Source organism: Pandoraea pneumonica (genome assembly GCF_902459645.1).
GTDB classification, from domain to species: domain Bacteria; phylum Pseudomonadota; class Gammaproteobacteria; order Burkholderiales; family Burkholderiaceae; genus Pandoraea; species Pandoraea pneumonica.
Map to the genome: position 1 here is coordinate 980,062 of NZ_CABPSK010000002.1, position 13,491 is coordinate 993,552.

At 62.7% G+C, this 13,491-nt stretch carries 14 protein-coding genes; 4 read left to right on the forward strand and 10 right to left on the reverse strand.

Going from position 1 to position 13,491, the window contains the following annotated elements; genetic code table 11:
- The first annotated feature begins 57 nt into the window (after nucleotides 1–57).
- Together PPN31114_RS13550 and chrA are read left to right on the forward strand one after the other, a co-directional pair.
- On the forward strand, nucleotides 58–2,406 hold the full coding sequence (locus PPN31114_RS13550) for a patatin-like phospholipase family protein (RefSeq protein ID WP_150679989.1): 2,349 nt from the start codon (nucleotides 58–60) through the stop codon (nucleotides 2,404–2,406).
- The gene (gene chrA / locus PPN31114_RS13555) at nucleotides 2,406–3,593 is read left to right on the forward strand and encodes a chromate efflux transporter (protein WP_150679990.1); all 1,188 of its coding nucleotides are present in this window, start codon (nucleotides 2,406–2,408) and stop codon (nucleotides 3,591–3,593) included. The genes PPN31114_RS13550 and chrA overlap by 1 nt, the downstream gene beginning before the upstream one ends.
- 1 nt (nucleotide 3,594) lies before the next feature.
- Here chrA and PPN31114_RS13560 read toward each other — a convergent pair whose 3' ends face one another.
- The 3 genes from PPN31114_RS13560 to PPN31114_RS13570 are packed head-to-tail and all read right to left on the reverse strand — an operon-like array spanning nucleotide 3,595 to nucleotide 5,124.
- Nucleotides 3,595–4,155: a sugar O-acetyltransferase gene (locus PPN31114_RS13560; protein ID WP_150679991.1), complete on the reverse strand. Its 561-nt coding sequence runs from the start codon at nucleotides 4,153–4,155 to the stop codon at nucleotides 3,595–3,597.
- A gap of 34 nt (nucleotides 4,156–4,189) precedes the next feature.
- Nucleotides 4,190–4,606: a VOC family protein gene (locus PPN31114_RS13565; protein WP_150679992.1), complete on the reverse strand. Its 417-nt coding sequence runs from the start codon at nucleotides 4,604–4,606 to the stop codon at nucleotides 4,190–4,192.
- Complete coding sequence (locus PPN31114_RS13570) at nucleotides 4,603–5,124, reverse strand: helix-turn-helix domain-containing protein (protein ID WP_150680415.1); 522 nt, start codon at nucleotides 5,122–5,124, stop codon at nucleotides 4,603–4,605. The genes PPN31114_RS13565 and PPN31114_RS13570 overlap by 4 nt, the downstream gene beginning before the upstream one ends.
- Before the next feature lie 210 nt (nucleotides 5,125–5,334).
- Between PPN31114_RS13570 and leuB the strand changes: the two genes are divergently transcribed.
- A complete protein-coding gene (gene leuB, locus PPN31114_RS13575; protein ID WP_150679993.1) occupies nucleotides 5,335–6,417 on the forward strand; it encodes a 3-isopropylmalate dehydrogenase in 1,083 nt (360 codons plus the stop codon).
- 46 nt (nucleotides 6,418–6,463) lie between these two features.
- Here the strand turns inward: leuB and PPN31114_RS13580 are convergent, their stop codons facing one another.
- From PPN31114_RS13580 to PPN31114_RS13605, 6 genes are all read right to left on the reverse strand, one after another.
- Nucleotides 6,464–7,498: a dienelactone hydrolase family protein gene (locus PPN31114_RS13580; protein ID WP_150679994.1), complete on the reverse strand. Its 1,035-nt coding sequence runs from the start codon at nucleotides 7,496–7,498 to the stop codon at nucleotides 6,464–6,466.
- 111 nt (nucleotides 7,499–7,609) lie between these two features.
- Entirely contained in the window at nucleotides 7,610–7,954 is a 345-nt protein-coding gene (locus PPN31114_RS13585) for an FmdB family zinc ribbon protein (RefSeq protein WP_150679995.1), read from the reverse strand.
- Nucleotides 7,955–7,979: 25 nt separating this feature from the next.
- Nucleotides 7,980–9,218 carry a formamidase gene (gene fmdA, locus PPN31114_RS13590; protein WP_150679996.1) on the reverse strand — a complete coding sequence of 413 codons (1,239 nt, stop codon included), beginning with the start codon at nucleotides 9,216–9,218 and terminating at the stop codon, nucleotides 7,980–7,982.
- A 133-nt stretch (nucleotides 9,219–9,351) separates the two neighbouring features.
- Nucleotides 9,352–10,140: a hypothetical protein gene (locus PPN31114_RS13595; protein ID WP_150679997.1), complete on the reverse strand. Its 789-nt coding sequence runs from the start codon at nucleotides 10,138–10,140 to the stop codon at nucleotides 9,352–9,354.
- Between the two features lie 66 nt (nucleotides 10,141–10,206).
- Complete coding sequence (locus PPN31114_RS13600; protein ID WP_150679998.1) at nucleotides 10,207–10,839, reverse strand: class I SAM-dependent methyltransferase; 633 nt, start codon at nucleotides 10,837–10,839, stop codon at nucleotides 10,207–10,209.
- A 95-nt stretch (nucleotides 10,840–10,934) separates the two neighbouring features.
- On the reverse strand, nucleotides 10,935–11,381 hold the full coding sequence (locus tag PPN31114_RS13605) for a MarR family winged helix-turn-helix transcriptional regulator (RefSeq protein WP_150679999.1): 447 nt from the start codon (nucleotides 11,379–11,381) through the stop codon (nucleotides 10,935–10,937).
- 123 nt (nucleotides 11,382–11,504) lie between these two features.
- On the opposite strand from PPN31114_RS13605, the gene PPN31114_RS13610 reads away from it, so the two are divergent.
- The gene (locus PPN31114_RS13610; RefSeq protein WP_246182537.1) at nucleotides 11,505–12,299 is read left to right on the forward strand and encodes an SDR family NAD(P)-dependent oxidoreductase; all 795 of its coding nucleotides are present in this window, start codon (nucleotides 11,505–11,507) and stop codon (nucleotides 12,297–12,299) included.
- 26 nt (nucleotides 12,300–12,325) lie between these two features.
- Here PPN31114_RS13610 and PPN31114_RS13615 read toward each other — a convergent pair whose 3' ends face one another.
- Entirely contained in the window at nucleotides 12,326–13,441 is a 1,116-nt protein-coding gene (locus PPN31114_RS13615) for an ATP-binding protein (protein WP_150680000.1), read from the reverse strand.
- Nucleotides 13,442–13,491 lie beyond the last annotated feature (50 nt).

Sequence of the window (13,491 nt, forward strand, 5' to 3'; positions counted from 1 at the left end):
CCCTTGATGGAAAGGGGAAACGGGTAACCTTGCGGTTTTCAGGAAACCTTGTCATCGATGAGCCGTCACCGCATACCTACCCCGCACGATGGGGGGCTGACCCGCCGCGTCGGCTGGATCGGCCTTTGCGGTCTATGGGGCCGCTGTGGCGCCGGTCTGCTGGCGACCCTCGTAACGGGCGTCGTCGCCCTCGCATTGCCCGGCGCGGCACAGGCGAAAGCCTGCCGCGCAGAAGGCAGCGACCCCACGCGCCCGTCCATCGGCCTTGTGCTCTCAGGCGGCGGCGCCAGAGGCTACGCGCATCTGGGTGTGCTGGAGGTGCTGGAAAAAAACCACATCCCGGTCGACTGCATTGCCGCCGCGAGCATGGGCGCGGTCGTCGGCGGCCTGTATGCGAGCGGTCTCGACACCCAAGACATGCGCCACCGGCTCGAAAACGTGAATCTGGCCGATGTGGCGTTCGACGTGGTGGATCGCAGCGATTTGCCGCAGTCGCTGCGCGAGGACGAGCGCTACTACGTCGACAGCTTCTCGCTGGGCTTCGGCAACAACGGTTTCCAACTGCCTTCGGGGCTGGTACACGGCAATCGTCTGCAAGCGCTGCTTCAGGAGTGGACGCCGACCATTACGGGCAAGGTCACGTTCGACAGCCTGCCCATTCCGTTTCGCGCTATTGCGACCGACTTACGCACCGGCCAGATGGTCGTGCTCGATCACGGGTCGCTGCCGCAGGCCATCCGCGCGAGCATGGCGTTGCCCGGCCTGTTCTCGCCCACCGATGTCGACGGCCGCACGCTGATCGACGGGGGCATTACCAGCAATTTGCCGATCGAGACCGTGCGTGAAATGGGCGCGGACATCGTCATTGCCGTCGACATCGGTTCGCCGCTGCGCCCGCTTGACTCACTGTCGTCGCCTGCGGATGTGATGCAGCAGATGATCGGCATCTTGATTCGGCAGAACGTCGCCAGGCAGCGCGACCAGTTGCACAACGGCGACGTGCTGATTCAGCCCGACTTGGGCCGCCTGACGTTCACCGACTTTCAGAGCGCGGCCAGCGCGATCGACGCGGGGGCGGCCGCCACGCGCGCGGCGCTGCCGCAATTGCAGCGGCTCGCCCTGTCGCCGACGGCGTACGCCGCGTGGCGCGCACGCCATGAAATTCCCGCGCCCCAGACGGTGCGAATTGCGAAGATCGAAATTCAATCGCGCGGCGTGGTGCCGCCCGAGAAGATCCGGGCGGCGATTCACGTGAAAGAGGGGGATGTCTACGACCCGGCGCGTATCAACAAGGATCTGCAAGCGCTGACCAACGAAGACGACTTCGAAAGCGTGACGCAGCAAATCGTCGAAGACAACGGACAGCACAAGCTGGTGGTCACCGCGCAAGAGAAGCGCTGGGGGCCGAACTTCCTGCTCTTCGGGCTGGGGCTTTCGGCCACGACGAAGGAGGAGGGCAACTTCCGCCTGCACGTCGGGTATCGCCGCCCGTGGCTGACCGATAGCGGCCTTGAAGCGCGCGTCGATGCCACGGTGGGCAGCGATCAGGCCGATCTTCACATGGAGTTGCGCCAGCCGATCGCGAACGCATGGGGCCCCTACATCGCGCCTTACATCGATTTGCAACGTCGGCACGCTAACGTCTACGACGCGTCGGGGGATATCAAACTCACGCGATACCGCCTGACGACGCAGCGTGCCGGTCTCGATGTTGGATTTCCGTTGTCGCATCTGGGCGACTTCCGACTTGGGATTGCTTACGCGCACGGCACCGCGACGCCGCAGTTCAACATCCCGCTCGACGACGAGGTGTCGACCCGCGACCTGCTGTTCCCCGACATATACGGCCGCCAGCTCAGCGCACGCGCGAAGCTGGTGATCGATCAGTTGGACGATCCGCAGTTCGTGCGCAAAGGCTACTTTCTCGAGTTGCGTGCGGAGCGTTCGTTGTTCGCCGGGGACGACAGCTACACCGAGGTGTACGGCAAAGCCTTGGTCGCAGCGAGCTACGGACGTCACAGCGTCAACGCCAGCGTGGAAGCCGGTAACAACTTCGGCGGCGTGAATCCCACGAACCCGTTCGGCTTCACCCTGGGCGGCTTTCAGCACCTGTCGGCCTATGCGGCAGATCAGTTGGCTGGCAACTCGATGTTCTACAGTCAGGTGACGTACATGAACCAGTTGGCGACGTTCTCCGCATCGCCGATTCGGCGCCTCTTCGTGGGGCTGAGTCTGGAAGCGGGCAACGTGTGGGGCGGCGATGCGAGTTTCGGCAGCGGAACGCTGCGGCGAAGCATTACGGCGTTCACGGCGCTGACGACGTCGTTCGGGCCCATCTATCTCGGGGTGGCGTTCGCGCCGGGCGGGCGCAACAACTTCTACTTCCAGTTGGGACGGACGTATTGATGGAAGTTTTCATCGCGTTTCTCAAACTCGGGCTGACGTCCTTTGGCGGCCCGATCGCGCATCTGGGGTACTTTCGGCGAGAGTTCGTCGAGCGGCGGCGCTGGCTCGACGATGCCGCGTTCACCGATCTGGTCGGCCTTTGTCAGTTCCTGCCGGGCCCGGCGAGTAGTCAGTTGGGCTTCTCGATCGGACTGCTGCGGGGCGGTTGGCTGGGCGGCCTAGCGGCGTGGGTGGGCTTCACGCTGCCGTCGGTGCTGTTGCTCATTGGCTTTGCGGCGGTGGCGCCCGACCTGAGCGGTCCGGCCGGGGCCGGTTTGATCCACGGCCTGAAGCTCGTCGCGGTCGCGGTGGTGGCGCAAGCGGTGTGGGATATGGCAAGGCGTCTGTGCCCGGATAGCCGCCGTGCCGGGATTGCGTTGATCGCCGTCATCGCCATCAGCACGCTGTCGACGGTGTATGCGCAACTATTCGTGATTGCACTGGGTGCCGGGCTTGGGCTGTGGCTGTGCCGCGACGCATCGTCAAGCGGCATTGCGCGCTCGCCTGCCCTGACGCACGAGGTGAAGATCTCGCGCGCCGCCGGTGTTATTGCGTTGATGCTCTTCTGCGTCTTGTTGTTCGGCCTTCCCGCACTGACTGAGCGGGGCGCAGGGCACGCGCTCGGCCTATTCGAAGCTTTTTATCGGTCCGGGGCATTGGTTTTCGGTGGTGGCCATGTTGTGCTGCCGTTGCTGCAACAGCAGACCGTGGCTACCGGATGGGTCTCGTCAAACGATTTTCTGGCGGGGTATGGGGCTGCGCAGGCCGTGCCCGGTCCGTTGTTCTCGTTCGCTGCGTTTCTCGGGTGGATGAACACCGGCACGCCGAACCATTGGACAGGGGCCATGCTCGCCACGGTCGGCATCTTCCTGCCGGGGATATTGCTGGTGCTTGCCGCGCTCCCTTTCTGGCAAACGCTGCGTGCGCGCCCCTCGATGGCGGCGCTGCTGGCAGGCGTCAATGCCGCGGTGGTGGGGTTACTGGCGGCCGCGTTATACAACCCGGTCTGGACGAGTGCCGTCGTATCGACACCGGACTTCGCTATCGCCGTGATCGGCTTTCTTCTGCTCGCACGTTGGAAGGTGCCACCGTTGGCCGTTGTGGTGCTTTGCGCGGTCGCGGGCGTAGCGCAGGCGATGCTGCACTAAGTCAGATGTTGTCGATCGCGCGAATCACTCGGGCAGGATTGCCGCCGACAAGCGTGTTGGACGGCACGTCTTTCGTGACCACGGCACCCGCGGCGATGACGGCGTTCTCGCCAACGCTCACGCCGCCGATGACGATAGCGCCCGCCCCAATCCATACGCCTTTGCCAATCGCGATGGGCTTGCCGATCGTCGTCGATCGACGCGAAGACGGATCAAGCGGATGGCTCGTGGTGATGAGACTGACGTTCGGTCCGATCATGACGTCATCGGCAATGTCGAGGCCACCGAGGTCGTGAAACGTGCAGTTCTGATTGATAAAGACGTTGTGACCGATGACCGTCTCATTGCCGCCGACGGTGTAAAACGGCGGAATCAGCAGGAAGGTGTCGTCCACCGTCTTGCCGATCAGCTCGCTGAACAACGCCCGCACCTCATCCGCGTCGTCGAACGTCAAACGGTTGAGCCGTGCGGTGATCGCTACGGCGCGTCGAACATTCGCCACCATGGCGGCGGATGCTGCCGTCTTGGCGTGGATGATCCTGGTGCGGTCGTCGTTGCACATGCGTCAGTTCCTTGAATCACTGTGGCGGCGACGCTTAGGAAGCGCCGCGCGGTGCCTGAATCATTTTCCAGCCATTACCGGCCGGATCACGAAACCCCGCATCGATGCTGCCATAGCGCTCGACGGGCTCCTGCGTGAATTCGACGCCATTGGCTTTCCAACGCGCATACGTCTCACGGCAGTCGGCCACATGCAGCACGAGCGGCGGCATGGCGCCCTTGGCAACCATCGCTCGCAGCGTTTGCGCGGTCGCTTCGTCGTGAATCGGCGGGCCGGGCGTGAACAGGCCGAGTTGGAACGAGGGCTGGTCCGGATGCTGGACGGTCAGCCATCGGTACGGCCCATTGCGCACATCTGTGTGCACGCGAAAGCCGAGTTTCTCGACATAGAACGCGAGCGCCGCATCTTGATCATCGACGTACAAGCCCACCACATTGATGCCTTGGTTCATAAATCCTCCTTGGTTAGCGCGGGTGATGGCCGAACTTTACTGTCGGCCGTTCGGCGGCGCTTCTCCAAAACTGCGATGTTGAGATCGGGCCGTTGGGCGGCCTTGAGGATGCAGGCGGGCACGGGGGCGAGCGGCGGCTTGCTGGCCTGCGCTTCGCGCCGCATCTGGCCCGGACTCATGCCGGTGATGTCGCGGAAGATGCGACCAAAGGTGCCGAGGCTTTCCCAGCCGGTTGCGTAGGCAATCTCGGTGATGCTGAGTTCGGTATCTCGCAGCAGCGTGTTGGCTTGCTCCATACGCCGCGTGAGCAGATAGCGATGCGGCGGCAGCCCAAAAGCCTGCTTGAACGACCGCGCGAAGTGCGCGGTCGAGGTGCCACTGACGGCGGCAAGACGGTCGACCGGCCATGCCTCGTGCGACGCAGCGTCCATCCGGTCTTTAGCGCGCAACAACCGGCGCAGCAGGGCGGGGTCTTGCAGATCCGTAGGCGGGGTGCTGCGGCGTTCGCGAGAGGCCATGAGGGTCAAGGGGACGCGATGAGGATGGGCGTAGTTTATCTCGCGTTTTCTCAATCCATGCCTTGCCGGGTGGGCGACGTAACCAATTGCTAGATGCCACACCCGGCACCTGGCTTCCTGGCAGTTCTGGTACCGGGATAAGCGGACAACTATCTGCGGCAGAACGACGTGCCTATGCTGATGGCGTTCCCACGATAAAAGCGACGTCAAATGGCACATCACATTGCAGTCCTCCCCGGCGACGGCATCGGGCCGGAAATCACCGCGCAGGCGGTCGGCGTCCTCAAGGCGCTCGACTGTCATTTTGTTTTCGACGAGGCGCCGGTCGGTGGCGCGGGCTATGCGGCGAGCGGCCACCCTTTGCCCGACGCGACGCTGGCGTTAGCGCGCTCGGCGGATGCGATTCTGCTGGGTGCCGTGGGCGATTGGCGATACGACGCGCTCGAGCGCGCGCTGCGTCCCGAGCAAGCCATTCTGGGGTTACGCAAACATCTGGCGCTCTTTGCCAATCTGCGTCCTGTGGTGCTTCAACCCGCGCTCACCGGCGCGTCGACGCTGAAGGCGGAAGTCGTGTCCGGGCTCGATCTGCTCATCATTCGCGACCTGACCGGCGACGTGTACTTCGGCAAACCCCGAGGCGTGCGCACCGCGCCGGATGGCGAATTCGAAGGCGAGCAGGAGGGGTACGACACCATGCGGTACAGCACGTCGGAAATCGCGCGCGTGGCCCATGTTGCGTTTCGCGCCGCCCGCTCGCGTGGCAAGCGATTGTGCAGCGTCGATAAGGCCAACGTTCTCGAGACATCGCAGTTCTGGCGCAACACCATGAACGCCGTGGCGAAAGACTATCCCGATGTAGAACTGACCCATATGTACGTCGACAACGCCGCGATGCAATTAGTCCGTGCACCCAAGGCTTTCGACGTGATTGTCACGGGCAATCTGTTCGGTGACATCTTGTCGGACCAAGCCGCGATGCTGACCGGCTCGATCGGAATGCTGCCATCGGCGTCGCTCGATGCCGATGGCAAAGGGCTGTACGAGCCCTCGCACGGCTCGGCCCCGGATATCGCAGGGAAGGACATCGCCAATCCGCTGGCGACGATTCTCTCGGCGGCGCTGATGTTGCGGCATTCGCTGGGGCTTGCCGACGAAGCGGCACGCGTCGAGGCTGCGGTAACGCGTGTTCTCGCGTCGGGCTTGCGCACACCCGACATCTGGGAGCCCGGCATGCAACGCGTCGGCACTGCCGAGATGGGGGCCGCTGTTGTGGCGGCTTGTCGGGCGGCCTGACGTTTGGATTTGCGCAGCAGCGGCGCGAGCATTTGCCTGAGCGCGTCTATTCGCCCGCAGTGAACGCGGCTTTAAGAAAGGCCGCAACATCGGTGGGCGACGCCTCGCGGCCCTGTGCGTCACCGCCCATCGTGACACCTCGTGTCAGGCAGCTTTTCGATTCGGCGGTGGCCGCCGCGCCAGTCAGCGTTGCGCCATCACGAATCATGGTGAATTTTCGGCTATCGAGATCGAATACGCCATGACAATCGCGCGCGCTGGTCGCGAGCGGCACCGAGCGCAGGGCCGTGGGCCGGTCGAACGCATGGTACGCATTCGGATACGTCTTGACCTCGACACGCGCGCCTTTCGCACGCAGAGTGTCCGCATACGCCAAGCACGGCGCAGCAGGCGTGTAGTTGTCTTTACCGCCCACGAGCATGAGGACGGGCGCGCCGTCCAAATGCGCCGACGTGTAGGAGATCCCGCAGGACGGATAGAACGCCACATGCGCGGCAAAGCGTAAATCGCCATCGGAGGCGGTCTGCTGGAAGGGCGCTAACGCGGAATAGAGCGCGGCAAACCCGCCACGCGAAAAGCCCATGACGGCGATGCGCTGCCGATCGATACGCGGGTCCGTCGCTAACAAACGCAACGCTGCATACGCGTCGGCAATATCGGCTGCCATCGAAAGCTGCGTCTGGTCTTTCTCGGTGTTTCGGATGCCGCGTCCGGTGAAGCTGTCCACGATGAAACTGGCATAACCCAACGCGTTCATGCGCTGCGCCCACACTCGCTCGCCCGGATTCACGCCGCTGCTGCCGTGCAGGATGATGACGGCAGGCACCGTAGACGCCGCGTTCTCGGGCAACGATAAACTCCCTTCGATAACCGCTTTATCGTTGCTGGCGTAGTTCGCAAGGAAATCGCCGGTGCTGCGAGGCGTTACCGAGGCGAAGGTGATGACTCCGCTGCGACCGTCTGCCAGTGAGTTCGTGACGTGAGCGTCGCTCGACGCGTTCGACGCACATGCGGTGACGAGACAGGCAACGATGCCCGTCAGCACGGCACTCGTAACGAAACGAACGATCCTCGCTTTCATCGGGTATGCGTTCCTTCTTTCGCGTTAAGTACAGAAAAAACCCCACAGGCCGTTATGGCCCATGGGGCGCTCGCATGACAATCGATGCGAGTTCAGGCGACGTTAATTTCACTAATGACTAATCATCCAAGGCCGTCCCGCAGGCCGTTTGAGGCCGCCCGATGCCCCTTGGCTAGCCCCCGCCAACGAGACCTTGCCGCCTGCGCAGCATTGGCATCCGGGCCGGTGGCTTCGCGACGGCCCATCGCCACTCTGACGCGGTGCATTGGCGGCTCGCTCATTGGTGGCATGCGCCGTGCGGCTGGCGTTCCCCATCAACGCAAGCGAAGGCGCCGTAATCACGCGCGTGCCTTCGCTGCCGCAGTCCGGACAATGACACGGTGCGTCGCGATCTGCGATCCGTCTCATTACTACAAACGGCCCGCAGTCCCCGCATTCGAAGTCGTATATCGGCATATCGTTCTCCGTTCGATGCAACGCGTCAGAACTTCACGAGATCGGGCGAACACGGCATATCCACGCCGCCTTTCACATGTCGCACCGGCCCATCAACATTCGGACGGATATCGAAATCGAAGATTTGCGTGGGGAGCCAAAGCGTTGCACAGGCATTCGGAATATCCACCACGCCGCTGATATGTCCTTGTATGGGCGCGCAGCCGAGAATCGAGTAGGCCTGCGATCCCGAGTACCCGAACTTCTTCAGATACTCGATTGCGTTCAGACAAGCCTGACGATAAGCCACGGTCACGTCGAGATAATGCTGGCCGCCGTGTTCGTCGACCGAGATGCCTTCGAAAATCAGATAGTCGTTGTAGGCGGGCGTGATCGGGCTGGGCTGGAACACCGGGTTGCGAATGCCGTACTTCGCCATGCCGCCCTTGATGAGGTTCACGCGCATGTGCACCCAACCGGCCATTTCAATCGCGCCGCAGAACGTGATTTCACCGTCGCCCTGACTGAAATGGAGATCGCCCACCGAGAGGCCCGCGCCATCCACATACACGGGGAAGAACACTTTCGAGCCGCGCGACAAATCCTTGATGTCGCAATTGCCGCCGTGTTCGCGCGGCGGCACGGTCCGTGCCCCCGTCGCTGCCGCCTTCTCGCGGGCAGCCCCGGACAACTTCCCCATATGCGCCGTCGCAGCAAATGGTGGATTCGCCAGCGGCGGCACGCGCTCGGGTGCCGTCGCGATCAACCCGGTTTCACGCGCGTTCCACGTTTCCAGCAGTTTCGGATCCGGCAGACAACCGATCAGCCCCGGGTGAATCAGCCCGGCAAAATTAACGCCCGGAATGTGGCGAGAGCTCGTGTAAAGCCCATGGAAATCCCAGATCGATTTTTGCGCATGCGGAAAGTGATCGGTCAGGAAGCCGCCACCGTTCGTCTTCGAGAAGAAGCCATTGAAGCCCCACTGACTATCGGTCTTCGCGCCGATGTCGAGCAGGTCGACCACCAGCAAATCGCCGGGTTCTGCGCCGCGCACGCCCACGGGGCCCGACAGAAAATGCACGATCGATAGATCGATGTCGCGCACGTCGTCGGCACTGTCATCGTTCTTGATGAACCCGCCTGTCCAGTCGTACGTCTCCAGAATGAAATCGTCACCGGGCTTCACCCAACACGCCATCGGAATGTCGGGGTGCCATCGGTTATGTACCTGCTCGTTTTCATACGCGGACTGCTTCAGGTCGACCTTGATGAGAGTTTCTGCCATTGCGCTCGCTCCTGTTGTCAAATGCCGGTGCGCAAGCACCAGCGCTCAAACGGGCGCCGTGCGGCGCCAAATCTACACAGAGAGGTGTTCGATGACGTACTGAAACATTCAAAGCTTCCAAGCCGCGCGACGCTCAGGACTTCGCGTCTTCGGCCTTTGCAAAGCGGCTTTGCACGGCGACGAGTGCGTCGTCCGTGGTGGCGACGAGCCAAAGGCTGGCTTGCTCGACGATGTGACGGTTGTGATCTTTTAGCGGGCCCATGGCGGCAGCCGCCTTCCAGACGACGGGTGCCGTCTTACTCTTTCGGCCCGACGCGGCCCCGACCAACAGGCAGTGCGGCCCGAGCGGCAGCGATACGAACGGGAGCCCCGGGCTGGTACACACGCGCCAATCGATAAACGGCGCGTCGCCGATGAGCAGCGCGGTGGGCAATCCGTAAAGCACGGTGAAGTCGTACAGCGCCAGTTGTTCGCTCATGCCCAAATAGAGGCGGCGGATGTCGGCGACGACCGCTGCGCGGATTTCGTCATCGAACATCGCCTCTTCGGAATAGCGGGCGACGGCTTCGCGGGCAGGCTTTTGATAGGCGCTGAACAGGCCGAGTGCGAGGCAATCGGCCACGGCGCGTTGCACCTCGGCAGCGGAGCCCGCTTCTTCCGGCTTACCCAGTTGCGCCGCTTTCAGAAAACGGGCAAGCCCCGCTTCTTGAATGGCCGGTCCGTGCACCGACGCGTCGTCGACGGCGTTCTTGTCGAGCGGCACGTAGAGATAGTCTTCGGCGGCAAAGTGTGACTTCTTGCCTTCGTCGAACTTCACCTCGCCGTCGGCGCAGTCCAGATAGCGGGTGCCGATCCGACCATGCTCCCAAACCCAATTCTTCAGAAACGGACGTAGCGGATGCAGCTTGTCGTGATCGGCCATTGAATTCTCCAAGTGCCCCAGTATAGGGGCAACGGGTCGCTCGGCCCGCGCGGGCGAGGGCGAGCGTTAGGCTGTCGGCTTACGCCACACGCTCGCGAGCCACGGCTGCTGCTCGCGCGGCAGGCCTGCCGGGCGGTAATAGTGTTCGAGTTCGACGAAACCGGCATCGACCACGTAGGCGCGCCACGACTCGAGATCATGAAACGCACCATAGCGGCCACGCTGCCAACCTTCTTGATTCGTGCCACGTGGGTTGGAACTGAACAGCACGCCGCCCGGTTTGAGCGTCGCGTGAAGTTGGCGAAGCACGCGCGGCAAGTCTTGACTGGGAACGTGGAAAAGCGAGGCGTTGGCGAAAATGCCGTCGAAGTGCGCGACAGGCAAATCGAGGTGAAGAAAATCTTGATGCCACACTTCGCAGCCGGAGTCTTCGCGCGCCATCGCAACGAAGCGCTCGGCGCCGTCCAGGCCGATGGCGTGATGGCCCATTGCAGTGAAGGCTTTGAGATCGCGCCCCGGTCCGCAACCGAAATCGAGAATCGTCAGCGGCGGTGCGGCAGTGATATGGCGCAACAGCGCCGACATATTCTGCGAGACGTCGTGGTCGCGCGTGCCTTCGCGGAAATCGTCGGCGTTCGTGTTGTAGTGCCGCAAAGTACCGGCACTGATGTCGTCGGGTTCGGGGGGCGTGTGTGTCATAAGGGGGCGATGGGGGGAATGCCAATGATGATCGCCAGTATGCCACCGACCCACCCAAGCCCCTTGGCATCACGCCGCGTTGACGAACTGCCGATCTAGCCCACGCGGTGATCTTCCAGCGCCTGAGCGTAGGCCGTCAAACCGGCCACTACGGCTTGTTGCTGCTCCAGCGTCATTTTCGCCAGCGCATTCGTAACCTGTTGTCTGCCGAACGCGTGAATGGCGGCCACCGTGCGTTTGCCACGCGGCGTCAGCGAAAGCAGTTTGGCTCGTGCATCGCCGCGACTCACGGTTTCCTTCAACTCCCCGGCTTCGATCAGTTTGCGAACCATCCGACTGATGCTGGATTTCTCCAGATTCAAGAACTCGGCAAGCTCGGCCGCTGTGAGCGATTGGCGCGCGCCGATTTCCATCATGGCGTGCACGGCCGATGGTGAGTAATCGGTGCCCGCCAACGTCGTGCGCATGAACCCAAGCTCGCGAACCATTTTGCGCGACGCCGCGCGGATGGCATCGATCAATGCAGTGTCGAGATCCGACATTTTTGTTTTCCGATAGCTTTCTGAAAATAATGTTGTACGATACAACCAATTGGAGTCTGTGGCTATCGAATTCCGCCATGGACGCTGCGCGGTTCGTGCGAATGGCAACGTTCTGAGGACGCCATGGAAACATCGACACAGCTGGAGAATGCGACGTCGCGCCGGGGCCGTATGACGGGGCGCGTGGGGCTGGTGACTGGTGGCGGCAGCGGCATTGGACGCGCCACAGCGCTTTTGATGGCTTGGGAAGGGGCGATCGCCGTCGTCATTGCAGGCCGTCGAGAGCAGGAAGGCGAAGCCGTCGCAGCGCAATGTCGCGCTGCGGGCGCGCAGTCGCTGTATGTGAAAACCGATGTGACGCGCGAAGCCGATGTCGCGCATCTTGTCCGCACGACGCTCTCGCAGTTCGGCCGCCTTGATGTCGCATTCAACAATGCGGGGTATCAGGAGCGACGCGCGCCGGTGGAGGTGCAGGACACGGCCGTCTACGAGACGGTATTTGACGCCAATGTCCGCTCTGTTTTCCTCTGTCTGAAGTATCAAGTCCCCGCCATGGAGGCGCAGGGCGGTGGCCGCATCGTCATCAATGCGTCCGTGAGCGGGCAGCGCAATCCGAACCCGGGGCTGGCGCTCTATGCCGCGTCCAAGGCGGCGGTCATTTCGTTGATGCGCTCGGCCGCGATGGAATGCGCGCCTCGTGGCATTCGCATCAATGCGGTCGCGCCGGGACGCGTGGTGACCGACATGATGCTGGCATCGGGGATCGCGGATATTTCGGCAGTGGCCGCAGGGCTGCCGCTACGACGGATGGGGCGGCCTGACGAAGTCGCCGAAGCCGTCGTTTGGCTGGCGTCGGACGAGGCGTCGTTCGTCGTCGGCCACGTATTGGCGGCGGACGGCGGGTTTATGGCGTCGTGAGCCCTGCGCCCTAGTGGCCGTGAAGCTCACCGTGTCACGGCAGGCCAACTCATCTCGAAACGCGCGCCGCCCAGTGTCATCGGGTCTGTCGCCACCACTCGGCCGTGGTGGGCGCGCAAGACTTGCTCCGTGATGGCGAGGCCCAAGCCATAGCCGCCCGTTCTTCGGTCCAGCCGAACGAACGCGTCGAAGATGCGCTTGCGTTCGCTCTCGGGAATACCGGGCCCGTCGTCTTCCACGTAAATTTCCACATTGCCGTGCCGCAGCCGCAGCCCGACGACGATGCGCGATGCGGCGTACCGGCTCGCGTTTCGCAGCAGATTGCGCATCGCATAGGACATCAAGCGCTTGTCCATCACGACCTGCAACGAGGCGTCCAATTCGGTTTCCAGCGTGATGTCGCGATCGGCGTATAGCAGCGTGGCGTCTTGCACCTGTGCTGCGAACCAATTCGCTACCGACGTGGCTTCGACGTGCGATTGCAACGAGCTGTACTCCAAGCGCGCGAAAGTCAGGCTCATGTCGATCAATTCGTCGAGTTCGGTCACGTCCTGATCGATGCTCTCGAGCGCCTGTTCGCACGCATCCGCTGGCGAAGACGGATCGCGCAACACTTCCAGTGCAAACCGTAACCGTGCCAGCGGCGTGCGCAGTTCGTGCGAGATACCGTTGGTCAGGTCGCGTTGCGTGGCAATCAACTTCTCCATGCGCTCGGCCAGCGCATTGAGCGTTCGGGCGAGCGGGCCGATGATCACGCTGTAGGATTCGCGCGCCCGGGTATGAAACCGTCCACCGCTAAAGTCGATGGCCCGCTCGCGCACCATCACCAGATCGACCCATACCGGGCGCATCCAGCGATAAGCGACGAACGCGGGCAACGCCAAGGTGGCGAGAATGCACGGGACGAGAAACTTCGCCGTCAGCAGATGTTCGTGAAGCCAAGCACCCGGCAGGCTGACGATCAGCAATGCGGCAGGTACCGCGAGCACCAGCAGACACAGCGACAACATGCGCGTGTAGGTGCGCACGTAGAGGCGCGACCAACTGGGGCGCCGGTCGGCGCGGGTATCGGTCCACGAGCGCCGGAAGCGTTGCCATCGGAGGCGGCAGTAGCGGTAGGGCTGAAAAGGGTGGCCGCGCATGTGGGTTCCGACGAAGTGTGACGTGAAGACTGGTGATGTTGTGTCGCCCG